Source organism: Pseudoalteromonas sp. L1, from assembly GCF_021728095.1.
Classification (GTDB): Bacteria; Pseudomonadota; Gammaproteobacteria; order Enterobacterales; family Alteromonadaceae; genus Pseudoalteromonas.
In genome coordinates, this window is the sequence record NZ_JAKKCT010000001.1 from 349,722 (window position 1) to 372,817 (window position 23,096).

Annotated in this window: 21 protein-coding genes; 12 read left to right on the forward strand and 9 right to left on the reverse strand. The window is 41.1% G+C overall.

What is annotated here, in order from left to right; genetic code table 11:
* Positions 1-24: 24 nt before the first annotated feature.
* A complete protein-coding gene (locus L3V38_RS01595; RefSeq protein WP_130150504.1) occupies positions 25-1,215 on the forward strand; it encodes an amino acid aminotransferase in 1,191 nt (396 codons plus the stop codon).
* A 74-nt stretch (positions 1,216-1,289) separates the two neighbouring features.
* Here the strand turns inward: L3V38_RS01595 and L3V38_RS01600 are convergent, their stop codons facing one another.
* The 8 genes from L3V38_RS01600 to L3V38_RS01635 form a co-directional block, all read right to left on the reverse strand.
* The gene (locus tag L3V38_RS01600) at positions 1,290-2,039 is read right to left on the reverse strand and encodes a DUF3379 family protein (protein WP_237118162.1); all 750 of its coding nucleotides are present in this window, start codon (positions 2,037-2,039) and stop codon (positions 1,290-1,292) included.
* Positions 2,039-2,554, reverse strand: coding sequence for a sigma-70 family RNA polymerase sigma factor (locus L3V38_RS01605; RefSeq protein ID WP_062569773.1), 516 nt, complete (start codon positions 2,552-2,554; stop codon positions 2,039-2,041). Before L3V38_RS01605 ends, L3V38_RS01600 begins: the two co-directional genes overlap by 1 nt.
* Positions 2,555-2,656: 102 nt before the next feature.
* Positions 2,657-4,300 (reverse strand): BatD family protein, encoded by a 1,644-nt coding sequence (locus tag L3V38_RS01610; protein WP_237118163.1) that lies wholly within the window; start codon positions 4,298-4,300, stop codon positions 2,657-2,659.
* The gene (locus L3V38_RS01615) at positions 4,294-6,165 is read right to left on the reverse strand and encodes a VWA domain-containing protein (protein ID WP_237118164.1); all 1,872 of its coding nucleotides are present in this window, start codon (positions 6,163-6,165) and stop codon (positions 4,294-4,296) included. Before L3V38_RS01615 ends, L3V38_RS01610 begins: the two co-directional genes overlap by 7 nt.
* 1 nt (position 6,166) lies before the next feature.
* Positions 6,167-7,153, reverse strand: a complete 987-nt coding sequence (locus L3V38_RS01620) for a VWA domain-containing protein (protein WP_237118165.1) — start codon at positions 7,151-7,153, stop codon at positions 6,167-6,169.
* The gene (locus L3V38_RS01625) at positions 7,146-7,586 is read right to left on the reverse strand and encodes a DUF4381 domain-containing protein (RefSeq protein WP_237118166.1); all 441 of its coding nucleotides are present in this window, start codon (positions 7,584-7,586) and stop codon (positions 7,146-7,148) included. Before L3V38_RS01625 ends, L3V38_RS01620 begins: the two co-directional genes overlap by 8 nt.
* Positions 7,587-7,588: 2 nt before the next feature.
* Positions 7,589-8,533 carry a DUF58 domain-containing protein gene (locus L3V38_RS01630; RefSeq protein ID WP_205989527.1) on the reverse strand — a complete coding sequence of 315 codons (945 nt, stop codon included), beginning with the start codon at positions 8,531-8,533 and terminating at the stop codon, positions 7,589-7,591.
* A 3-nt stretch (positions 8,534-8,536) separates the two neighbouring features.
* Positions 8,537-9,493 carry a MoxR family ATPase gene (locus L3V38_RS01635; RefSeq protein ID WP_062569779.1) on the reverse strand — a complete coding sequence of 319 codons (957 nt, stop codon included), beginning with the start codon at positions 9,491-9,493 and terminating at the stop codon, positions 8,537-8,539.
* A 347-nt stretch (positions 9,494-9,840) separates the two neighbouring features.
* Between L3V38_RS01635 and fadI the strand changes: the two genes are divergently transcribed.
* From fadI to L3V38_RS01655, 4 genes are all read left to right on the forward strand, one after another.
* Positions 9,841-11,151, forward strand: a complete 1,311-nt coding sequence (gene fadI, locus L3V38_RS01640; RefSeq protein ID WP_062569780.1) for an acetyl-CoA C-acyltransferase FadI — start codon at positions 9,841-9,843, stop codon at positions 11,149-11,151.
* Positions 11,151-13,376 (forward strand): fatty acid oxidation complex subunit alpha FadJ, encoded by a 2,226-nt coding sequence (gene fadJ / locus L3V38_RS01645; protein ID WP_237118167.1) that lies wholly within the window; start codon positions 11,151-11,153, stop codon positions 13,374-13,376. Before fadI ends, fadJ begins: the two co-directional genes overlap by 1 nt.
* A gap of 298 nt (positions 13,377-13,674) precedes the next feature.
* The gene (lepB, locus tag L3V38_RS01650) at positions 13,675-14,472 is read left to right on the forward strand and encodes a signal peptidase I (protein ID WP_237118168.1); all 798 of its coding nucleotides are present in this window, start codon (positions 13,675-13,677) and stop codon (positions 14,470-14,472) included.
* 99 nt (positions 14,473-14,571) lie between these two features.
* Entirely contained in the window at positions 14,572-15,102 is a 531-nt protein-coding gene (locus L3V38_RS01655) for a GNAT family N-acetyltransferase (protein ID WP_130150513.1), read from the forward strand.
* A gap of 14 nt (positions 15,103-15,116) precedes the next feature.
* Here the strand turns inward: L3V38_RS01655 and L3V38_RS01660 are convergent, their stop codons facing one another.
* Positions 15,117-15,503, reverse strand: a complete 387-nt coding sequence (locus L3V38_RS01660; protein ID WP_062569784.1) for an MmcQ/YjbR family DNA-binding protein — start codon at positions 15,501-15,503, stop codon at positions 15,117-15,119.
* Between the two features lie 190 nt (positions 15,504-15,693).
* Here L3V38_RS01660 and yeiP point away from each other — a divergent pair, with 190 nt between their 5' ends.
* From yeiP to L3V38_RS01695, 7 genes are all read left to right on the forward strand, one after another.
* The gene (yeiP, locus tag L3V38_RS01665) at positions 15,694-16,266 is read left to right on the forward strand and encodes an elongation factor P-like protein YeiP (RefSeq protein ID WP_130150514.1); all 573 of its coding nucleotides are present in this window, start codon (positions 15,694-15,696) and stop codon (positions 16,264-16,266) included.
* Between the two features lie 225 nt (positions 16,267-16,491).
* Positions 16,492-17,220 carry an RDD family protein gene (locus tag L3V38_RS01670; protein ID WP_130150515.1) on the forward strand — a complete coding sequence of 243 codons (729 nt, stop codon included), beginning with the start codon at positions 16,492-16,494 and terminating at the stop codon, positions 17,218-17,220.
* Positions 17,217-18,167, forward strand: a complete 951-nt coding sequence (locus tag L3V38_RS01675; RefSeq protein WP_130150516.1) for a stage II sporulation protein M — start codon at positions 17,217-17,219, stop codon at positions 18,165-18,167. Before L3V38_RS01670 ends, L3V38_RS01675 begins: the two co-directional genes overlap by 4 nt.
* Entirely contained in the window at positions 18,157-19,623 is a 1,467-nt protein-coding gene (locus L3V38_RS01680; protein ID WP_237118169.1) for a hypothetical protein, read from the forward strand. The genes L3V38_RS01675 and L3V38_RS01680 overlap by 11 nt, the downstream gene beginning before the upstream one ends.
* A complete protein-coding gene (locus L3V38_RS01685) occupies positions 19,613-20,761 on the forward strand; it encodes a DUF4350 domain-containing protein (RefSeq protein WP_237118170.1) in 1,149 nt (382 codons plus the stop codon). Before L3V38_RS01680 ends, L3V38_RS01685 begins: the two co-directional genes overlap by 11 nt.
* On the forward strand, positions 20,758-21,741 hold the full coding sequence (locus L3V38_RS01690; protein ID WP_193987600.1) for a MoxR family ATPase: 984 nt from the start codon (positions 20,758-20,760) through the stop codon (positions 21,739-21,741). Before L3V38_RS01685 ends, L3V38_RS01690 begins: the two co-directional genes overlap by 4 nt.
* Positions 21,738-23,057 carry a DUF58 domain-containing protein gene (locus tag L3V38_RS01695; protein ID WP_237118171.1) on the forward strand — a complete coding sequence of 440 codons (1,320 nt, stop codon included), beginning with the start codon at positions 21,738-21,740 and terminating at the stop codon, positions 23,055-23,057. The genes L3V38_RS01690 and L3V38_RS01695 overlap by 4 nt, the downstream gene beginning before the upstream one ends.
* The last annotated feature ends 39 nt before the right edge of the window (positions 23,058-23,096 follow it).

A 23,096-nucleotide genomic window follows, 5' to 3' on the forward strand; every position in this document is an offset into this window, starting at 1 on the left:
CCCCCTATATAAAAGAGATAGTCAATGTTCTCAGAATTAAAACCATTACCAACAGATCCTATTCTTGGCCTAATGGCGGCCTTTAAACAAGATACAAACCCAAAGAAAATTGATTTGGGTGTAGGTGTTTATAAGGATGAGCAAGGCAATACGCCAGTTCTTAAAGCGGTTAAAAAAGCGGAAGCGTTTCGTTTGGAAAACGAAACCAGTAAATCGTACATTGGCTTGGCGGGTAATCTAGATTACTGCCAAAAAATGGAAAACTTATTACTGGGTGAGCATCCTGCGTTATTAGCAAACCGTGTTCGCACAGCACAAGCACCAGGCGGTACAGGTGCACTTCGTGTTGCAGCTGAATTTATTAAGCGTTGCAACAAAGATGCAACTGTATGGGTTACAACCCCAACGTGGGCAAACCATATCAGTTTATTTGAAGCGGCTGGTTTAACAGTAAAAGAGTACCCTTACTACGACTACGAAAATAAAGACCTGTTATTTGATGAGATGATTAACACACTTAAGCAGGTGCCTAAAGGTGATGTTGTGTTATTCCACGCATGTTGTCACAACCCGAGCGGTATGGATTTAAATGCTGAGCAATGGAGCACAGTGGCAGATCTTGCTGTTGAAGTTGGTTTTACACCACTGGTTGATATTGCATACCAAGGTTTTGGTTCAAGTCTTGAAGAGGATGCTGCAGGCCTACGTAAATTAGCGGCAGCGGTTGATGAGCTAATCATTTGTTCTTCATGTTCGAAAAACTTTGGTTTATACCGTGAGCGTATCGGCGCATGTTCAATCATTGCTAAAGATGCAGCAACTGCAGATATCTCTAACTCTGTATTGTTAAGTGTTGTACGTAGTATCTACTCAATGCCGCCAGCACACGGTGCTGATATAGTTAGCACTATTTTAGGTAGTACTGAGCTTACGCAAATGTGGCATGACGAGCTTGATGAAATGCGTAATCGTATTAATGGCTTACGTACTCTAATCAAAGAAAGCTTAGCAGCGAAAGGTATTGAGCAAGATTTCTCATTTATTGACCGTCAAAATGGCATGTTTTCATTCCTAGGCATTAATAAAGATCAAATTGAGCGTTTACAAAAAGATTATTCAATCTACATTGTTGGTTCTAGCCGTGTAAACGTTGCAGGTATCAGCGATGCAAACATTGACTACTTTGCAAATGCAGTAGCAGACGTTTGTAAGTAACCAGCTGTATAGTGATAAAAAACCGCATCATTTTGATATGATGCGGTTTTTTTGTATCTGCTATTTTAACTCACCTAATGAAGCCAGCGTATAGCACTGGTCACCATATTATTGTAACGCTCTAATGGTGCACCTATGCTAGCAATTAAAATTGTATCGGCTTTTTCTCCACGACTTATGTGGCCTGCAAAACGCTCATCGCTAAACTCATCAGAACCAGAGCCAAAAGGCTGCTCCTCTGAAGGTACAATAAATACAGTCATTGGGCCAAAGTCAGACTCAAATACTAAGTGCAATCCTTTTTGACCTTTAAAATCACAAAACATCAAGTACGTGACTTTACCTGGAAGCTCATCTAAGTGGCCGCCAATGGTGGCAAACTTCTCATTAACGTACTCTAAGTCAATTGCTTTATGTTTATCTAAAGAGCCAATTTCATAGTATAAGTGTGCTAAAGCATGCTCTCCAACGCTATATAATGAATGCTGTTTAGTAGTAACAAAAAATACGCTTATAGCAACTAAGAATGACGCTGCAGCCGCTAAATAAAAGCGATTAAATGCAAAGCGTGATTTAGCTTCAACGACGTTGTCGTTTTGCTGCTGTTCGACATGCTCTTCAGATGCGTAGGTATTTTCAATAATGCGCGCAGCTAAATCGTCTGGCACAGGAACATTTAAAGCGGCGTTCAACTCGTCGTCAAATGCACGAATGTCGTCAATAAATGCTTGTTTATCACTGTCCTGCTCGGCAAACGCTTCAAGTTCCTTATCAATAGTGCTTGGCTCGGCGAGGATGCGGCGGCGAAACTCGAGTTCATCCATTATTTTGATGCTCCTCTAAGTTGGTCATCATCACTGCTTAAAGCCTCTTTAAGCTGGTTTCTGGCACGAAATAATCGTGTCATGACGGTATTTTTGTTTAAATCGAGTATCTTAGCGATTTCATCACCAGAACAGCCCATTACTACTTGCAAAAGTAGAGGCTCTCGATATTCGTCTGCTAACTTTCCAATTTGTCGTTGGATCACTGTTTGTTCCATTTCAGCATCAAGGGATGTGCTTTTATCATCCACTAAGGTATCGTTTTCAACATCAGCGTAATCAAATTGCTTTCTTTCAAAACGTCGCGCATTTTCGCGACGCAAAATAGTAAGTAGCCAAGGTTTAGCAGCCTGTTGATCTTGGAGTGAATCCAAGGCACGCCAAGCCCTCAGGAATGTTTCCTGCACTAAATCTTCAGCAATAGTTTGATCACGGCATAACCAATATGCAAAGCGATAAAGCTCACTGTGGTAGATATGAACGAGCTCTTCATATCGCTTTTGTTTTTCCGTCATAGTTATCTAGACCTGCCCTTAAGGAAAAAACTTTCTGGATTTATTATTTTTTTAATGCGGCTAATCGCTGTTAGCCGCTTAATGTGTATTGTTTAGTTATTATTAATCGTAAAGTTTTTTTAGCCCCTGATTTTTGTCAAATGATTGAGCACTTTTTGTTTGGGCTAAACCATTAATGATGATTGCTAAATCAGGCTGCTCATCACTTGAACTATAGAGTTTTGCACGCAATTTAGCAATTTCTTCGCTTAGTTTAGAGCTTGATCTTGTGCCCATGAGCGTATCAATCGCGTTATGTGTTTGCCTTGTTTCATGTTTGGCGTAACGTGAAAGGGCTAAATAAAATGCTGAATAGTCTTTCGTCTTTGCATATTTCTTTAGCTCAGATAAAGAAACCGAAGACACTTCACTCTTAACGTCATTTTTATCGGGAGAGTTGCTAACAGGTCGTTTTCTTAAGAAGAACACGAGTGTTGCAATCCATAAAAGGTATCCTCCAGCAGCAACCATTATAAGCCAAATAGGCTGAGTTACTTCAGTAATAGTACGAACAGCAGGAATTTCACCTGTTAGCTCTTGGCTGGTGTTTGGTGCTGAATTATTGGTATTTGCTGTTAGTGCATTAGTGCTAGGTATCACTGTGATAGTACGTGCAGGTATTGTTGCGTAATTAATTCGATTAATTTTTGTATTAAACCATGGCAGCTTTACTTCTGGTAATGTAAATGTACCTGGTGTTTGGGGGAGCAGCGCATACGAGGCTGTTTGTTGAGAGATAACACGTCCATCCCTAACTAAATGATTTGTCTCTTTTTCGTCAGGGTAGCTTCTAAAACCTTGTACTTGGGGCATCTCAATATCTGGTAATTGCTCTTTGGTTACACCGAGCGCTGTTAAAGTGATTGTACGTGTGATTGGTGTGCCAACCTCGACTGTATCGTCTTTTGGTTGCCACTGCTCATCTAAGTTTACTAGTTCACTTGGTAACCATGCACCTTGGTAATTTTCTGGAATAGGTTTAATGTCGAGATCAAGGTCTTCACCCATTGCCGATATTTCCATCTGACGATAGTTCTGCCTAATTCGGCCATTAAATACTGGCGCAGTAATTGTGTGTTGACCACTTTTTTGCGGTTGTAGTAAATATTCTCGGGTAATAACGAGATAACGTTTACCATCGATTAATTCATAGCTTTCTGATTGTTTACCAATAGCATTGAGTTGAGCATCATCCATTTGAGGAGTACTTAGGTTTCCATCAAGTAGCTCTTTATTGTTATCTAAGTAAAGTTTAACGGTATATACACCGGCTTCTTGGACATACAAGCTATCTGATTTTACACTCGTTTTTATAAATGCATCTTTATTTTGCTCAGCGTTTTGGCTGCGCTTAGACACTTCTAACTCTATTGGTTTTGAACTAACACCTGCAACTGTAAAGGCAGGGATAGTGTAAGTACCTTCTTTACGCGTCATTAGTTTTACTGACCAATTAGTTTGCTTACTGATCTCACCATTTACGATATTGGTTCGAGAGCTTACGCTGGTGGGCCCAACAACAAAGTCTTTTAATAGTACAGAGGTATCAGGCTGCTCGCTTTTGACACTATCATCTACGGAGATTGTTAAAATAAAAAACTCGCCAGCAAGTACTGGGTTTTTATCAACACTTGCCTGCAGTTGGCTGGCGGCCCATAGCGGCGCTGCCGCGATTAACAATAAACAACATAATAATCGCATTACCATGATTTTTCGGCTCCTCGTGGACGACGTTGATAGGTTCGTTTTTGTGCTTCTAGCTGCATTTTATTTCTTAATAAGATTGCAGGATCATCGGGGACTTTGCGCAACAGTTGATTCAGTTGTTGTGCTTTCTCTTTTTCTTCATTGGTGAGTTCGGCTGCCTGTGCTTGCATCGCCTGTTGCTCAGCTTGCTGCTTGGCTTGCTCATCATTTTGCATAGGCTCAGGTTGAGCCTCTTTTTGCTGATCAGATTGCTCAGGCTTTTGTTCATCGGATTGTGATGACTGCTCTGATTCAGACTCCATTTCAGGTTGATTTTGCTGATCTTTATTAGACTCGCTTTGTTCACCTTTTTGATCTGACTGCTCACCTTGCTCAGACGGTTGTTGGTCATCTTGTTGCTCAGTTTGCTCAGAGTTTTCGCCTTGCTCTGAATTATCGCCTTGTTGCTTTTGCTGGTTGTCTTGTTGACGGTCTTCGTTTTGTTGATCGTTATTTTGCTGCTGATCTTGCTGCTGTTGCTCTTGCTGATGCAACAACTTTTCAACCAGAGCTTGGTTTTCCTTTGCTTCAGTGAAGTTATCTCTAAGCTGTTGTGCTTGCTTGTAAGCATTTATAGCTTGTTCAAGCTCACCTGCTTTTGCAAGGGCATTACCGTAGTTATACAAGCCCGTAGCAGATTTATCTTCACTAAACGCATCCATTGCCGCTTGGTAATTACCTTGTTGGTAAAGTGCAGCACCTTTTAGTTGAGAGTTCTCAGCTTGGGCGGCTTGTTCAAATTGCTTCTGCTGATAAGCATCGAGTGCGCGTTGATCTTGGTTCTTGAACATTTCTGGTAGTTCAGCGGCATACACGTGTTGCTGCGGCAATAGCATAACGAACATAAAGCCAAGTACTAGGCTACTACGGCGAATTAAAAAGAGTGCCAGTGGTATTAAGATCAGCAGTCCATAAATACCTGCATCTACACGCCAGAGTGTTTGGCTTTGCTTTTCATCTTTAAGTATTTCAGCATTTGCACTAGGTGCAAAGGTTTGAATATCTTGATTGTTGGTCTGATAAAGTGCAAATTTGCCACCACTATTACGTGCAAGCGCACTTAAACGACTGATATTCAGCGTTGGAATCACAATCTGCCCCTGCATATCTTTCAAAAAGCCACCTTCAGGTAACTTAATAGGTGCACCTTGCTCAGTACCAACTCCGTAAACATTTAAGCGATAATGTGACTGATCCGTAAAACGGCTAATATCTTCTTGATCTAGGCTATCAATACCGTCGGTGACTAGAATGATATCACCTTCTAAGTAACCCGCCTGATTGAGCAACTCGTTCGCTTTTTCAAGTCCTTCGATTACATTAGAGCCTTTACTAGGCATGATTTCAGGGCTAAGGCTTGGAATGAGATTCGCTAATGTACTGGCATCGTTTGTTAATGGTGAAATGGTAAAGGCCGAACCTGCATAGGCGACTAATGCTGTATCACCTTCTTTAAATAGCTCAATCATATCAAGGGCTTTAAAACGTGCTTGTACTAAACGGCTTGGCGCAATATCTGTACTGAACATGGAGTACGACATATCCATAACAATAACGCGGGCGTTTTTCGCTTGAAACACAGGGACTTGTTTCTTCTCAAAGCTTGGTCCTGCACTAAACACGATAGCGAGAATCGTAAAGAGAGCAACTAACCAAAGTGGCTGACTTTGTTTTTTATGATTGTCGCTCATAACAAATTGCGCTAAATGTGGGGCAATTAACGCTGCCGGTGCGTTCTTTTTATTACGGACCAATAACACACTAAAAATAATGACCGCAGGTATTAATAACCAAAGTAGGGCAGGGCGAATAAATTCGAAATCCATATTACTTCTCCTGCTTAAGTTGGCGAGTAAAGCTAATGAATACAGCAAGAACAATTAAACCAAGTGCTGCCAATAGCGGAATATAAAACAATGAAATCTGAGGGCGAAAAGTCTGCTCATCACTACTAACAGGTTCGAGCTTATCGAGTTCTTGATAAATCTGCTGCAAACCAGCCACATCTTTTGCTCTAAAGTATAAGCCGCCAGTTTGCTCGGCAATACGTTTTAGCAAGCTTTCATCAAGGTTGCCGCCACTCATACCGCCCATATTAAATAGACTAAAACCACGTGGGTTATCTGAGCCGACACCAATGGTGTATACTTTTATGCCTTCCTCGCGAGCTAACAGTAGCGCATCTTCAGGATTGAGGTTACCAGCAGTGTTTTGTCCATCAGTTAAGAGCACCACGATTCGATTGCTTTCATCTTTGTTAGCAAAACGCTTTACAGATAAACCTAAGGCATCACCGATGGCTGTTGCGCGGCCTACAAGGCCAATTTGTGCTTCACCAAGCATTTGGCTTACGGTTTTAACATCACGCGTAAGCGGTGTTTGTAAAAATGCGGTATCACCAAATAAAATCAGACCAAGGCGATCGCCTTGACGTTGTTCAATAAAGTCACCTAGTACGGCTTTAACCATGGTTAGTCTGTCGACATATTGGCCTTGATAAGCCATATCTTGCTCAGTCATTGAGCCTGATAAGTCTACCGCCAGCATAATGTCACGGCCTTCATTGGGTAAAGTAATTGGTTCATCAAGCCATGTTGGGTTTGCAATCGCAATGACCAATGAGACCCATACCGCCCATTCAAGCAATGACACTTTGTGACTATGTTGTTGCACGGCTTGGTTGTTAAGCCCAAGCTTGGCAAAGCCTGGAATACGTAGACGTAACTGACCTTGCTGTTTTGAAGGCATAAAGCGACTGACTAACCAAGGCAAGGGTAAAAGCACAAAGAACCAAGGCCAACTAAACTCAAACATTGATAGGCTCCTTGAGTTTAAAGTTGTGGATGGCGCTGCGTAATTTAGCCGCAAGCTCTGCATTATTATTTTGCTGTTGGTAAAGTGGCATGAGCTCATCGTAGCTAAAAGTGTCACCACAGAGCTTTGATAAACTCTCTGACCATTGTGCCAAAGGCTGTGAAGCAAGCTGACTATTATAGTAATGACGTGTTAAGCGCTTAAGAATAATATGCAACGCTTGTGCATCATCTTTAGCCACATTTTGACTCATTTTAATCGCTTGCTTTTTGGCTTTCTTGAATTGCTGATTTTTATATAGCAACACTAAACCAACTACCAGTAGTACAACTAAAAATACAATAATTAGCCACCAAATAGGAGCCAGTGGCCACCATGCGACCTCTGAAGGTGCAATGACATCATGTAAGCCATCGAGCGGATTTGTTTGCATTATTACTTTCTCACTAATTGCAGCTCAAGCGGGGTGGCTGCACTGAATGAAATTAAACTAAGTCCAGATTTTTGTAAGCGTTTTAGCCTCAAAGCGAATGACTCTTGTGCCGACTTAGCAAAGCGTTCCCGAAATTGCTTATCCATTAACGGCAGAGCAAGATCTTGCCCATTAGCAGATACAGTCACTGTTTGCTTAAATGCAGGAAGTTGATGTTCGAATGGGTCGCTTACGTGGCAACCAATTAACTCGCAGTGACGGCTTAGTATTTCAAGTTGTTTAAAGCTTGCTTCGTCTAGTGCGCTAAAATCTGAAACGATATAAACTAAGCTACCGGGCTTAGCTAAATGGTTAAGACGCTTGAGGTTCTCACTAAATAAACTGGTCGCGCTTTTATCAACATTAGCTAACGCCTGACTATGAATGTCACATAAATTATGGCAAAGCTTTAATACTGCTTTTTCCCGTGATGTGGGTTTTAGTTCATGATGACTGTGTTGGTTAAATACCAAACCACCAATTCGGTCGCCACGCTGACAAGCTGACCATGCAACCAAAGCGCTGATATGTGCTGCTTGCACTGACTTTAACAATAACTTTGAGCCAAACAACATGGAGTTTGAAAAGTCGGTGAACACAAAAACGGGGCGCTCTTTCTCTTCTTGGAACAGTTTTGTGTGAGTTTCGCCAGTGCGAGCGGTGACTCGCCAGTCTATTGAGCGAATGTCATCACCAGTTTGGTAATGGCGTACCTCAGCAAACTCCATGCCTCGTCCTTTGTGCGGCGCAAGGTATTGCCCAGCTAAGCTGTTTTTGATTTTTACTTTAGGTGCAAGTTCAAGTAAGCGCGCTTTGGCTTTGTAATACATCAACTCTTTGAGTGATAAATTAACACCTTGGCTATGGCTTTCATGCAACCAAGTAGCTATATCTAATTGACCTGACATAACTTATGGTACTGCAACCAGTTCTAAAATGCGCGTGATCACATCATCTTTGCTGATGCCGTCTGCTTGGGCTTCGTAGCTTAAAATAATACGATGGCGTAATACATTATGCAGTACCGCCTGAATATCGTCAGGGGCAACAAAGTCACGGCCTTCAAGCCAAGCATGGGCTCTAGCACATTTGTCTAGGGCAATGGTTGCACGTGGGCTGGCACCGTATTCAATCCAGCGACCAAGCTGCTCATCTAGTTCAGAAGCTTCGCGGGTCGCAATGATTAGTTGTACCAAATACTTTTCAAGTGGTTCAGCAAGGTACAAACCCAAAATTGATTTTCGTGCTGCGAAAAGATCACTTTGGCTAATTTGCTGTGTTTCAGCTTGTTTATCAGATATTGCTTCACCACGGGTCAGGCGAAGAATATCAAGTTCGTGTTCTGCCCCAGGGTAATCAATACTTAAATGGAGTAAGAAGCGGTCAAGCTGTGCTTCAGGAAGAGGGTAAGTCCCTTCTTGTTCTAGCGGGTTTTGGGTTGCCATAACCATAAATAGCTCAGACAGTGGATAAGTATTTTTACCAACCGTTACTTGACGCTCAGCCATAGCCTCTAATAAAGCAGATTGTACTTTTGCAGGCGCGCGATTGATTTCGTCAGCTAAAATAAGATTGTGAAATAATGGCCCTTTTTCAAATACGAATTCACTGGTTTGCTGACGGTAAATGTCGGTGCCAGTGACATCCGCAGGGAGTAAGTCAGGAGTAAACTGTACACGTTGGAAGCTACCTTCTACGCCTTTTGCTAAAGCATTCACTGCACGTGTCTTTGCAAGACCAGGAGGACCTTCAACAAGTAGGTGACCATCTGCCAAAATAGCGATTAACAGTGCTTGAGTTAATTGAGGTTGGCCGATAATTTGCGTGTCTAAATATGATTTTAATTGTGAAAATGCGTTAACTGCCATAATAAAAAGACTGTCCTAAATAGCGTGAGTCAAAATGTTATTGTTATGCGCCGATATAAGCCTATTCAGTGCTGATAAATTAGCTAAGCGTTATTATTAATTAGGCGCTTTTTACAAGTTATAAGGATTCGAAGCTTACAACACAAGTGTTAGACATAAAATCCTAAAATAGTTCGTTATTTTTTAAGGATTTTTAGCCTACCATATAAATACGCGTTATTTTTGTAAATAAGCTAAAAAAAGCCTATGGTTGGTAACTAATTTCGTTTCTCTATTGGCATTCGTATTCGGGTTGTTTTAGAATCAGGAAAAACAAACAGGTCAGACCTGTCAGCGGGAGAGCATAAATGTCTGAGCAAAATATACTTAAAACAGCAAAGGGCGATCGTATCGCCATCGTTAGCGGCTTACGAACGCCGTTTGCAAAACAAGCGACTGCATTCCACCATGTGCCAGCACTTGATATGGGTAAACTGGTTGTCAACGAGATGCTTGAACGTCTTAATTTCGACAAGTCTGAAATCGATCAACTTGTATTTGGTCAAGTAGTGCAAATGCCAGAAGCGCCTAATATTGCTCGTGAGATTGTTTTAGGCACAGGTATGCCTGTTTCAGTAGATGCATACTCTGTATCACGTGCGTGTGCGACAAGCTTCCAAGCAATTGCTAATGTTGCTGAGTCAATTATGGCAGGTTCAGTGCAAGTGGGTATCGCTGGTGGTGCTGATTCATCGTCTGTGTTACCAATCGGTGTGAGCAAAAAATTAGCCGGCAGCTTGGTTGATTTAAACAAGGCGCGAACACTTGGCCAGCGTTTGAAGATTTTCTCAAAACTGCGCCTAAAAGATTTACTCCCTGTACCACCAGCTGTTGCTGAGTACTCTACTGGTTTATCTATGGGTCAAACGGCAGAGCAAATGGCGAAAACGCATAGCATCAGTCGTGAAGATCAAGATGCTTTAGCACATCGTTCTCACACTCTTGCAAGCCAAGCATGGGCTGATGGCAAGCTAAAAGACGAAGTAATGACGGCCCATGTTGCGCCTTATAAGAGTTTTATTGAGCAAGATAATAACATCCGCCATAACTCAACAGTTGAAGGCTACGCGAAATTAAAACCAGTATTTGACCGTCAGCATGGTTCAGTTACTGCTGCTAATGCAACACCATTAACAGATGGTGCCGCTGCGGTATTAATGATGAGCGAGAGTAAAGCTAAAGCACTGGGTTACAACATTCTTGGTTATGTACGTAGCTTTGCGTTTTCTGCAATCGGTGTTCATGAAGACATGCTAATGGGGCCGGCGCACTCAACGCCAATCGCTCTAGACAGAGCAGGAATTACATTAGCTGATTTAGATTTAATTGAAATGCACGAAGCATTTGCAGCGCAAACACTTGCCAATATGAAGATGTTTGCGTCAGATAAATTTGCACAAGAAAAGCTAGGTCGTAGTAAAGCGATCGGCGAAATTAACATGGACAAGTTCAATGTCTTAGGTGGCTCTCTGGCATACGGCCACCCATTTGCGGCAACAGGTGCACGCCTGATCACGCAAAGCTTGAATGAACTTAATCGTCGCGGTGGCGGCCTAGCACTAACGACTGCGTGTGCAGCGGGTGGCTTAGGTGCAGCCTTTGTATTGGAGAGTGCGTAATGACAGATTCAGTATTTAGTTTATCAGTGGCTGATGACGGCGTAGCCGTTGTAACCATTGATGTGCCGGGTGAGAAAATGAACACCCTGCGTAGCAGTTTTGCAGAAGATTTAAAAACCTTACTTAAAGACGCACAAGCACAGGCAGTAAAAGGCATGGTGTTTATTAGCGGTAAGAGCGATAACTTTATCGCCGGTGCTGATATTAAAATGCTTGATAATGCTAATAGCCGTGAAGACGCATTAGCGCTGAGCGAAATGTGCCAAGAAGCGTTTTTTGATATGAAAAAACTACCTTTCCCAACAGTGAGTGCCATTCATGGTGCAGCACTGGGTGGTGGTTTAGAGTTTGCTTTAGCTTGTGATTATCGTGTTTGTTCTGACAGCGACATCACTAAACTTGGCTTGCCAGAAGTACAGTTAGGCTTATTACCAGGTGGCGGTGGTACACAGCGTTTACCTAAATTAGTGGGCCTTCAAAAAGCACTTGAATGGATGCTTACAGGTAAGCAAGTTCGTGCTAAGCAAGCGAAGAAAACAGGCTTAGTAAACGACTGTGTGCCGCACAGTGTTTTACTTGACGTTGCTAAAGAATTTGCACTAAAAGGTAAGGCGAAGGTTACTAAACCAAAACTTGACCGTTTAAGCCAATTACTTGAGTCGAACCCATTTGGCCGCAACATTATTTTCAAAAAAGCACAAGAAAATGTGCTGAAGAAAACTGGTGGTCACTACCCAGCACCTTTAGCCATTATTAAAGCAGTTCGTGCAAGTGTTGAGCTTGATCAGTTAAAAGCATATAAAACTGAAGCTGAAGGCTTTGCTACGCTAGTTATGAGCGATGAGTCAAAAGCATTGCGCGGTATTTTCTTTGCAACCACTGAAATGAAAAAAGAATGGCGCAATGATGATGCACCAGCAATCGCTAAAGCTGCGGTATTAGGCGGTGGCTTAATGGGCGCGGGTATCGCTCATGTCAGTGCAGTGAAAGCGGGTGTGCCAGTGCGCATTAAAGATGTGGCTGAAAAGGGCATCAGCAATGCGATGAACTACAGCTATAAAATTTTAGATAAAAAGCAAAAGCGCCGTATTTTGTCTAAAGCTGAGCTGCAACAAACCATGAACCGTATTACCGGCACCACCGATTACAGCGGCTTTAAACACATTGATATCGTAATCGAAGCAGTGTTTGAAGACTTAGCTCTTAAGCAAGGTATGGTAGCTGATGTTGAACGTGAGTGCCAAGGCAACACGATTTTTGCAAGCAATACCTCGTCATTGCCGATTGCACAAATCGCTGCGGATGCAGCGCGTCCAGAAAATGTAATTGGTCTGCATTACTTCTCACCTGTTGAGAAAATGCCACTTGTTGAGATCATTCCACACGCGGGCACGTCTGAAGAAACCATCGCCCGCGTTGTTAACTTTGCCCGTAAACAAGGTAAAACACCGATTGTGGTTAAAGACATGGCTGGTTTCTATGTAAACCGTATCTTAGCGCCTTATGTAAATGAAGCGGCTAATTTATTGCTTGCAGGTGAGCCAATTGAAAAGATTGACCAAGCCTTAGTTGAGTTTGGTTTCCCAGTTGGTCCATTAGCATTACTTGACGAAGTAGGGATTGATATTGGCTCTAAAATTGCCCCCATCCTTGAAAAAGAATTGGGCGAGCGTTTTAAAGCCCCCGATGCCTTTAACCGCTTAATCGATTCTAAGCGTTTAGGCCGTAAAACAGGTCGTGGCTTTTATCTTTATGACAAAAAAGATAAAAAAGTGGATGAGTCAGTATACGAATTACTGGGAGTTACGCCATCACCTCGTTTAAACAAGAGCGAAATTGCTAAACGCTGTGTGGCACAAATGCTGAACGAAGCGGTACGTTGTTTAGATGATGGCATTATTGCAAGTCCTCGTGACGGTGATATTGGTGCTATTTTTGGTATCGGTTTCCCTCCGTTCTTAGGCGGTCCATTTAGTTATATGGATAAACTGGGTGCAGCACAGGTTACTTCTGAAATGGCGACTTTTGCTAACTACAACCCAATTTTTACTCCTTGCGATACATTAAAAGCAATGGCTGAAAAGGGGGGGCGTTTTGACCAAGCAGAAAGTGAAGAGTCGGCAGTTACCGAAGCTGCACAAGTCGATCCAGTTGAAGTAACCAAAGAAGTGGTTGAAGACGAGCAAGCTTCAGATGAAGTGGATACAGAAACAACTAAAAGCTAATTCTTTAAATTAGTTAATTTAAAAACCCTGCTCATTTTGAGCGGGGCTTTCTGTTTCAAAGGAATATTGCTTTAAAGAAATATAAGAAATTTTATGGCATCACTGTGATTTTATATTTAATATAAGCAATTAAATTCAATGACTTAATTTCAACAAGGATGTCAGAGTGTCTACTTCATGGAAGCCTAAGGGTTTTATCGCTATTCTTCTTGGCGTGTTATTTCAGCCATTTGTATTTTTGTACGTTAATAAATTCAGGTTGTTCATTACTTACCTTGTCTTAACGGCCTTATGTTACTTGCTTGACATTAAAATCCAAGCGAGTGCAGGAGAGGCCGATTGGTATCAAGGTATCTATCTCACAAGTGTGTTTATAATTATATGTCCACTCCATGCTTTTTGGATAACAAAGCACTATAACGCAGATAAGAAGCGGCCTTGGTTCGCAAGTTGGTGGGCTGTAACTTTAATTTATCTTACCCTTTCTGCTGCTCTTATTTTAATGAGAATTTTTTCATTTGAGCCTTTCACTTTACCAGCTTCATCTATGGCACCTCAGTTAGATAAAGGGAGCCAAGTTCTAGTTAGTAAAATAGGTTTTGGTAATTATCGGTACTTAGGCTATCAAATTTCAAGATCGCCCATGTCAGCTAAAGTAGGTCGAGGTGATGTTGTTGCCTTTCAGTATCCGAAAAACCCTGATTATACTTGGCTGAAACGCGTAATAGGGGTGGCTGGCGATAGAATTGTTTATCGAAATAAAACTGTTTATATCCAAAAAGCATGTGATGAGGGAGCCGACATTTGCGCTGACTTCATTCCTTTAGAGCAATCTCTCGTTTCTCAAACTGAAAGTGGACTTAAAGTTCTGCAAGAGGTAAATGATGGTAAACATTATCAAATTTTACTAAATGAGAATCACCCTGAACAGGTAAGTCATTATTTCAACCAAGCAGGCAGCGAAAAGGCGGAATGGATCATCCCTGAAGATCACTACTTTGTTATGGGTGACTCTAGAGATAATAGCTCAGATAGCCGCTTTTGGGGCTTTGTTCCTAAAGATAATGTGATAGGAAAAGTGATTTATACTTGGTAGCTGTAAAGCAGCTTAAGCTGCAGTATTGGCCATAAGTGGTATTTAATTAGCTAAGTAGGTTTGTTATAACTAGACTTATTTACTTAGCGATTGATCACCATGACTCTCACCACTGCGCGATTAACTTTACGGTTGTTAAATGCTGATGACTGGCCACTGTTTTACACTTTGCACAATGATGCAGAGGTTATTGAGAAATGCTTTGATAAGCCCTCAGAAGCGCAGCTACGTGCGAAGTTTAATGAACGTTTAAAGCCTTGGCAGCCAGATGCAAACTCGCCATTGTGTTTAGTTATTATTGAAACGAGTACAGGTAAAGAGGTGGGGGTGACAGGCTTTACCTCATCAACCGTTCCTGATATTCAAGAAGTTGGCTACTTATTGCTGCCTAATTTTCATGGTCGTGGCTATGCCACCGAGTCTTTAAAGGCGGTGCTTGATTTTGCTCAGGCTGAGTATTCTGTGAAGGAGTTTAAAGCTGTCGTCACTGAAGGCAACATAGGTTCAGAAAAAGTACTTGAGAAGTGTGGCTTTCAGCTAGTTGATAAGCAATTAGATGCCTATGCCATTGGTGGGGTTTTGTATACCGATCATCATTTTCATTTAAATTGCACTGATCACAGGGTGTGATCAGTGCGGTCAAATTATAGGTGAAGCTCAATCGCTTTTCTGTCTTTTTCAGGCATATTTGCAACCACCAAATCAAATGAGTTATCAATCATTCGTTCAATTTCTCCTTGTGGGATAGTGCCATCTAAAATCACTGTATTCCATAACCGTTTATTCATATGGTAACCAGGAATTACAGAAGGAAAAATATCACGTAATGCTTGGGCTTCGTCCGGATCGCATTTTAAGTTAAGCCACCAAACAGGTTCACCATCTTCATTTGTTTGGCCTTCTTTTCCCTCTGCGAGAGTCGCAAACATTTTATGATTTACTTTATAAACATCGACGTCTTGACCAAATGGCTGAGTGAGCATTACCACTGGCTTTTTCATTAAGTATTCATGTACAGCATGTTGATTCATGATCCAGTCCTTGAAGTCATTTTTCGTTGTTATAAAGATAGCATCTTTTTATTCGGTTTGAGACATTTATTACGATAATTCGCTGAAAAATAGACCAATTACATCAGCAAAAGTAAAACTGCAAATTTTTGTTGAACAATAGTAATTACGTGGTAAATTCCTGTCATTAAAAAACGATAGGAATACACCCATGCCTAAGGCTAGTGAAGTCAAAAAAGGTGCCGCTATTGAGCATAACGGCCAAGTTTTAGTAGTAAAAGATATTCAACGTTCAGTACCGCAAGGTCGTGCTGGTGGTAGTTTATACCGCATGCGTTTATATGATGTTGTTACTGGTGGCAAAGTAGACGAAACATTTAAAGACAGCGATATGCTTAAACTTGCTGATTTAACTCGTCGTGAAGCGATGTTCTCTTACATTGATGGTGAGGAGTATGTTTTCATGGATAATGAAGACTACACGCCTTATAACTTAAACAAAGAAGCAATCAGCGAAGAGATTTTATTTGTTAATGAAGAGACGCAAGGTCTACATGTTATAGTGATCGATGGCTCACCAGTGGGGATTGACTTACCTTCAAGTGTAGAACTTGTTGTTGAAGAAACAGACCCCTCAATTAAGGGCGCTTCAGCAAGTGCTCGCTCAAAACCTGCACGTTTGAGTACAGGCCTTACTATTCAAGTGCCAGAGCATATTTCAACAGGCGATCGTATTCGTATTAACACCGCAGAACACAAGTTTATGGGTCGCGCTGAAAAGTAGTCCTAGCTGGTTATGTTTGATAAAACCGATTGCAGATCGGTTTTATCATTTTATTTGCTTATAAAGTAGTATTTTCATTAATCATTTAATATTACTTTGTTTAAAGATTGAAAAAGGGACAGAAAAAGCGCATTATTAAGCGCTCAAATTATTGCTATGTGGCTGTTTCTATCATGTATACGGGTTAGGTAGCAAAAACAATAATAACAAGCAGTAGTAGATTAAATGTTAAACCACGGATTGGAAAACAGAGAATACGTTAAATTACCTGAAGGGGTTGATATTGCAATCACACCCGCAGGTGTTGTCTCCCGTAGCTATGCCTACATCATCGATTTCTTATTTCGCAGTCTTATTATGTTCGTTGTATCACTTGTATTTAGCTTTTTAGGTGATGCAGGGCAGGGCATTATTCTGATTATTTATTTTATAACATCTTGGGGATACAACATTTTTTTTGAAATGAAAAATGGTCAAACTCCTGGGAAAAAGCGTCTTAAGATCCGCGTAGTACAAGATAATGGCTTACCAGCCAGTTTTTCACAAATTGTTGTACGAAACCTATTACGTCCAGCAGATATGTTACCTATTGGCTATTTTTTAGGGCTAGTTGTCATGATGTTCAACTCTCGTTTTAAGCGTATTGGTGATTGGGCAGCAGGCACTATGGTTATTTATGATGATGAAGTAGAGGCACGTCCTGAATTACCGAAAGGCAATATTGAAATCCCAGTATTGAGCTTAAGCACGGAAGAACAATTAGCAGTGCTTGCTTTTGCAGAGCGCAGTGATGAGCTTTCTGATGCGAGGCGCAGTGAACTCGCTGCAATTTTAGCTGAGCCATTTAAGTTAGAGGGCAATGAAGCGCAGAGTATGTTAATCGGTTATGCGCGTTTCTACTCAGGTCAGTTAAGTAACTCTAATGAACAGGCGCATAGTGAGACAGTGCAATGAAGCAAACGCAATTTGTAAAATCGAATAGCCAGAGCTGGAATGAATTTAAGGCGCTTTGCGAGCTTGCAGAATCAGAAAGTTTGCCGGTTTATTTTCCTAATATGTACCGTAAGGTGTGTAATGATTTAGCCATTGCCCGCAGTCGTCAATATAGCCCCGTACTTATTGAGCAAATTAATCGTTTAGTTCAGTATGGTCAAAAGCGCTTGTACTTATCTCGCAGCAATCAGTTTTCTGAGATATGGCATGTTGCCCGCACAGCATTTCCTCGGGCCCTCTATGAGAACCGTATAATGCTGGGCATTAACTTATTAGCATTTTGGGGCTTAGCACTTATCGCGTTTATTTGGGTGATGCTTGACCCTGATGCGGTATATACATTTTTGGGGCAAAGCACTGTACTGCAAATTGAAGAAATGTATAACCCCGGGGGCAGTGTACAAACAGCTGAGCGTGGCGCAGCTCAAGATCTCATGATGTTTGGTGTTTATATTTACAATAACATTGGCATTGCATTTCAAATGTTTGCTGGTGGGGTGTTGTTTTGTGTTGGCGCTGCATTTTTCTTACTATTTAACAGCTTTTACTTTGGTGCGATTGCCGCTCACATTGTTAATATTGGCTTTGAAGGGCCATTTTTCTCATTCGTTATAACCCATGGTTCATTTGAATTAACCGCGATTATTATTGCCTCTGCTGCAGGGTGTCAGATAGGTTATGCATTATTGAATCCTGGTCATTTTACCCGCGGCTATGCAATTAAACAGGCCGCACAAAAAGCATTGCCTCTTATTGTTGGTGCGTTTTTAATGCTTGTTCTTGCGGCATTTATTGAGGCCTTTTGGTCGCCACGTGATATAGCCAATGAAATTAAATATAGTGTAGGGAGTGTTTGCTGGGCGTTTGTTTTGTATAGGCTATACAAGGGGATGCGTTATGGAGCTTAATAGGTTAAGTTTTAACCCGCGTAAACGTAGCGCCTATGAAAACTTTGATTTAACTGTATTATTAACTAAACAGCACTTTTTACCTTTGTTTAGCCTTTATATCTGCTTAGCTTTACCAACATTTTTGATATTAGGGTTTTTACTTGGCTGGTCAATCGCTGCATTTGCTGTATGGCTATTAAAACCTTTATTTGAACGCCCTTTACTTGATTACATGTCGAAGGCTGTTTTTAGTCAACCAACCTCGATTAAGTCAAGCATACTGGTTATAAAGCAGCTTAAATTTAAGGATATGCTAGCGCATTTAACTGTATTTAGGCTCAGCCCTAATCGTGCATTTTTGGCTCCGGTGGAGCAATTAGAGCGCTTATCAGCAGAGCGAAAGCAAAAACGTAAGCAAGTTCTTTTTGCAACATCAAAGCCAAAGCAAACCTTATGGATGCTTTTTTGCGTACATTTCGAGTTTATTGTTTTAATGGGACTTTCGGCTTTTTCAATTGCATTGATCCCAGATTCATTTTCTCTTGAAGAATCTATCTATCAATTTCAAGACTCTCCTGCTTGGCTAGAAGTTGCCTTTAACTTACTTTATTTATTAAGTATTTCCCTCGTCGCGCCATTATTTGTCACAGGGGGGTTTTTAGCCTATTTACATCGCAGGGTTGAGCTCGAAGGTTGGGACATTGAGCTTGCTTTTAAGAATATAAAAACACGTTTTGCACAGCCTTTGTCATTGATATTCGCTTGCTTACTTAGCTTTTTGGCAGCGATGCCACAAACCAGTTTTGCTGAGGAGCTTGATAAAGATGCTGTTAAAGAGCAAGTGATTACACTTTACAATCAAGATGATGTTATTGAAAAGAAAACGACTTGGGTTCCTGATTTTAATTTTGAGCAAGACAACGCAAGTCCATCATCGTTTGATTTTTCATGGCTGAGTAACTTTTTTGAGTTAATTGGATTTACGCTCAGCTATTTAGTATGGGGCTTTGTAGGATTACTTGCACTGTGGCTTGTTTATTATCTTGTTAAGAATAAAGGCTTTTTTACTGGGTTGAAGCTGCCTGAAAAGTCACAAAAAAAATCTGACCATGTTATTCCGTCTTTATTTACTGACATTAAACATGACGAACTTCCTGATGATTTAATTAGTGCTGCACTTGAGAGTTATCGTTCAGGAAACTTACGGTTAGCGCTTGGTTACTTATTGCATCACTCACTTCGCTGGGCACAGGTTCAGTATGAGATAAAACTTCATCGTTCAATGACTGAACGTGAGTGTAAACAAGTAATTGATGCAAGCGTGCCCGAGCAATGGCAAGCTGTATTTAGCACATTATTTTCAGCATGGGTCAGTGTTGCTTGGGGACATCGAAAACCTAATATCGACTTTGAACAACTTGCAGAGCAAATTAAGCAAATGTCGTTGCCTGTGGAGTTAAACCATGAAACTTAAGTATTTTATGATTGGTTTACTGGTTTTAACTGTTGCTTTACTCGGGTCAATGTTGGCATCAGTAAAGTGGGAAAAACAGGAAGTAGAGATAGGTTTTCAACCAGAGGTAGCAAAAGACAGCTTCACTCTGGCTCAGCGTTTATTGGCTTCATATGATGTGCAATGGCACAAAGACAAACGTTTAGCCAGCCAAACTAACCCCAATCAATTAACAATAGACCCAAATACTATGCTGGTTGTTGATGAGGCTGTACTTGCTAACTCATATGAGCTTGATCAACAGCTAGTGCAGTGGGTCGCTGACGGTGGGCGTTTAGTGTATGTACTTAACCGACAGCGCGATGAGCTAGGGATTGATAACGCAATTTTTTTCCAAGAGTTAGGGATTGATGTTACAACTGTCGATGATGTGTTTGAATTCAATTTTGTGCTACTAGAAGAAGGTAGCTCAAATACAACACTGACAATTGATGAGACAACGCAATTAAAACTCGAACTTAGCCAAGCTTTTAAAATTGATAGTTGCCAAGGCGTGCAAACAGAAAATCAAGCGGGTGATACTGTAATGTGCGATCTGCCCTTTGGTGCAGGCCGTGTTATTGTTTTACCATCACTGGCCCCTTTTACTAATTATAAGTTACGGCATCTAGATCATGGCAGCCTATTAGTTTGGTTAACTCAAGGTGCCAGTAAAGTCACATATGTGCCGTATTTAAGTTACCCAAATTGGTTATCTAAGTTGTGGCATTGGAGCTGGCAGTTTGTGGTTAGCTTATTACTGACAGTGGTATTTGCTGTGTGGCATATTAGTAGCCGTATTGGCCGTGCATATGCGCCAGATGTCGATAGCAAAACAAGCTTTGATCAGCATATTCGAGCTATTGCAAATTTTTACACAGAACACGGTCATGAAGCGCGTTTATTTGAAGCGTTAAAAAAAGATTTTAATGCAAAAGTAGAGACGCGAGTCCCTAATTTCAAAATGCTTAGTGCACACAAACAGGCTGAGATTATTGCCAGCCTAACTCAGTTTGATAAAGAGCAAGTCGAGATCTTGCTTTCAAGCGAACTTCCCGAGTCTCGTGAACAACGAACAGATTATATAAAACGATATAGACAATTAAGGAATGCCTTATGAGCACGGAACTAGATACTCACTCATTGAGCCTGGTAGATGCGGCAAACGCAGTAAAAAAAGTGAAAGAAAATATTGCGCGTGTTCTTGTTGGTCAAGATGCCATTGTAGAAGACGTATTAACAGTATTGTTTGCCGGCGGACATGTGTTACTTGAGGGTGTACCAGGGCTTGGTAAAACCTTGTTGGTACGAGCACTTGCTAAAAGCTTGAGTGTTGATTTTTCACGGGTTCAGTTTACACCCGATTTAATGCCATCGGATGTCGTTGGTCACAGTTTATATGATATGAAATCGGGTGAATTTAATATTAAAAAGGGACCTGCTTTCACCAACATATTATTAGCCGATGAAATAAACCGTGCACCTGCAAAAACTCAGTCAGCGTTACTTGAAGTGATGCAAGAACAACAAATAACCATTGATGGTGACACGCTGTCAATCGACTCGCCATTTATGGTTCTTGCCACGCAAAACCCGCTTGACCAAGAAGGTACGTATCCGCTACCTGAAGCAGAACTTGACCGTTTCATGATGAAGATTGAGCTAGGGTTTCCTTCGTTCGAATCTGAAGTGGAGTTACTAAAACTAAACACCAAGATGGTTTCGAATGAATCAACCGTTGATGAATTGCCTGCTGTATTGAATGCTGCCCAAATTGCACAAATTAAACAGCTTTGTGCAGATATATTAGTGGACGAACAGATTTTAAATTATGCGGTTGATATTACGCGTAGCTCAAGAACGTGGCAGGGAGTTTTACATGGTGCAGGGTTGCGAGCATCGATTAATATTATTAAAGCGGCAAAAGTTATGGCGCTAATGAATGGTCGCGACTTCGTAACCCCTGATGATGTTAAATCAGTGTCAGTTAACATACTTCGCCATCGTTTGATCTTATCTGCTGATCTTGAGCTTGAAGGTGTGTCATTTGATGAAGTGATTAGTGCCATTCTTGCTAGTGTTGAAGCACCACGATCATGAAACGTATAAAGCTAAGACCATCAAAACGCCTAGTACAGATACTGAGTGTTATTGTCCTCTTAGTGGTGGTATCTGCTTTGATTGAGCTTAGCAGCTTATTTATTACGCTACTGCTTTGTATTCCTTTGCTGATTGCTTGTGTTGATTGTTACTTTTCGCGATTTGCGCACAATGTATCTATAGAGCTTTCAACAAATCAAAATATGGCGTTATATCGCTGGCAGCCAATAAAGTTGCTACTAAAAAATAAAGCGAAACAGGTTCTACGTGCTGATATCAGTATTCATTTAACAAATGCTCTGGAGCTTGCTGAAGCTGTAAAAAGTATTGAACTTGAGACAAACCAACAAGCTGAGCTTAGCTACTCTATGCGTGCCCATAAGCGAGGAGATGCAGATATTTCGGCGGTTGAATTGCGTATAACTTCTGCGTTTGGGTTATGGCAATCAAATTGGTTAGCAACACATCGTACCCAGTTAAAAGTATACCCAGACTTCAGCCGCGTCACGTCGAAGCAACACCTTAATGGCGTGACAAATAAACCAATTAATGGCCTTAAGCTAACAAAAAAACGTGGTGATGGAATTGAGTTTCATCAACTAAGAGAGTATCGCCAAGGTGACAGCGTTAGGCAGATAGATTGGCAAGCAACCAGTAAACGCCGTAAATTAATATCCCGAGAATACCAAGAAGAGCAAAACCAGCATGTAATTGTTATGCTGGATGCTTCAAAGAAAATGGCTATAGAGGCTAAAGAGGGCAGTCACTTTGACCACGCGCTAAATGCATTATTGTTACTATCACACACGGTATTAAAGCAAGGCGATTGGTTTAGTATGCAAAGCTTCAATCAAAACGTGCGTTGGTTACCGGGTGTAAAAGGGGCACAAAACGTGTCGCGGGTGATGAACCACTTTTATGATCTTTACCCAGATCAAAGTAGCAGTGATTATGTGGTTGCTGTAAATCAGCTAATTGCCAAGCGCAGTAAGCGCTCTTTAGTTTTACTCGTTACAACACTCGACGAACAAAGTATTGATGAATTACTGCCTGCGATAAAACTATTACAGAAGCATCATTTAGTTGCTTTAATCAACATAAATAACCGCTCTGTGAGTGAAGTGCTTAAAGAGCCAATTCAAAAGTACGAAGATGCAACAAGTTATTGCGCAGCACTCAGTTTATTAAATACACATAAGAAAAACATGGCGAAACTGAGAAAAGAAGGGGTGATTGCGATTGATTGTAACCCTGAGCAGTTATTGCCTCATGTGCTCAATACATATTTGAATGTGAAACATTCAGGTGCTTTATAATGATGCAGTTAAGTAACTAAAACATACTTGGATGTTAAA

What these genes read in the sequence shown, in the direction of transcription:
- L3V38_RS01610 (WP_237118163.1), bottom strand. Translation starts at nt 4,300, where the DNA reads ATGGTAATGCGATTATTATGTTGTTTATTGTTAATCGCGGCAGCGCCG.
- L3V38_RS01625 (WP_237118166.1), bottom strand. Translation starts at nt 7,586, where the DNA reads ATGCAAACAAATCCGCTCGATGGCTTACATGATGTCATTGCACCTTCA.
- L3V38_RS01655 (WP_130150513.1), top strand. Translation starts at nt 14,572, where the DNA reads ATGACTCTCACCACTGCGCGATTAACTTTACGGTTGTTAAATGCTGAT.
- yeiP (WP_130150514.1), top strand. Translation starts at nt 15,694, where the DNA reads ATGCCTAAGGCTAGTGAAGTCAAAAAAGGTGCCGCTATTGAGCATAAC.
- fadI (WP_062569780.1), top strand. Translation starts at nt 9,841, where the DNA reads ATGTCTGAGCAAAATATACTTAAAACAGCAAAGGGCGATCGTATCGCC.
- L3V38_RS01670 (WP_130150515.1), top strand. Translation starts at nt 16,492, where the DNA reads ATGTTAAACCACGGATTGGAAAACAGAGAATACGTTAAATTACCTGAA.
- L3V38_RS01630 (WP_205989527.1), bottom strand. Translation starts at nt 8,533, where the DNA reads ATGTCAGGTCAATTAGATATAGCTACTTGGTTGCATGAAAGCCATAGC.
- L3V38_RS01675 (WP_130150516.1), top strand. Translation starts at nt 17,217, where the DNA reads ATGAAGCAAACGCAATTTGTAAAATCGAATAGCCAGAGCTGGAATGAA.
- L3V38_RS01605 (WP_062569773.1), bottom strand. Translation starts at nt 2,554, where the DNA reads ATGACGGAAAAACAAAAGCGATATGAAGAGCTCGTTCATATCTACCAC.
- L3V38_RS01620 (WP_237118165.1), bottom strand. Translation starts at nt 7,153, where the DNA reads ATGTTTGAGTTTAGTTGGCCTTGGTTCTTTGTGCTTTTACCCTTGCCT.
- L3V38_RS01680 (WP_237118169.1), top strand. Translation starts at nt 18,157, where the DNA reads ATGGAGCTTAATAGGTTAAGTTTTAACCCGCGTAAACGTAGCGCCTAT.
- L3V38_RS01695 (WP_237118171.1), top strand. Translation starts at nt 21,738, where the DNA reads ATGAAACGTATAAAGCTAAGACCATCAAAACGCCTAGTACAGATACTG.
- fadJ (WP_237118167.1), top strand. Translation starts at nt 11,151, where the DNA reads ATGACAGATTCAGTATTTAGTTTATCAGTGGCTGATGACGGCGTAGCC.
- L3V38_RS01660 (WP_062569784.1), bottom strand. Translation starts at nt 15,503, where the DNA reads ATGAATCAACATGCTGTACATGAATACTTAATGAAAAAGCCAGTGGTA.
- L3V38_RS01615 (WP_237118164.1), bottom strand. Translation starts at nt 6,165, where the DNA reads ATGGATTTCGAATTTATTCGCCCTGCCCTACTTTGGTTATTAATACCT.
- L3V38_RS01685 (WP_237118170.1), top strand. Translation starts at nt 19,613, where the DNA reads ATGAAACTTAAGTATTTTATGATTGGTTTACTGGTTTTAACTGTTGCT.
- L3V38_RS01635 (WP_062569779.1), bottom strand. Translation starts at nt 9,493, where the DNA reads ATGGCAGTTAACGCATTTTCACAATTAAAATCATATTTAGACACGCAA.
- L3V38_RS01595 (WP_130150504.1), top strand. Translation starts at nt 25, where the DNA reads ATGTTCTCAGAATTAAAACCATTACCAACAGATCCTATTCTTGGCCTA.
- L3V38_RS01600 (WP_237118162.1), bottom strand. Translation starts at nt 2,039, where the DNA reads ATGGATGAACTCGAGTTTCGCCGCCGCATCCTCGCCGAGCCAAGCACT.
- L3V38_RS01690 (WP_193987600.1), top strand. Translation starts at nt 20,758, where the DNA reads ATGAGCACGGAACTAGATACTCACTCATTGAGCCTGGTAGATGCGGCA.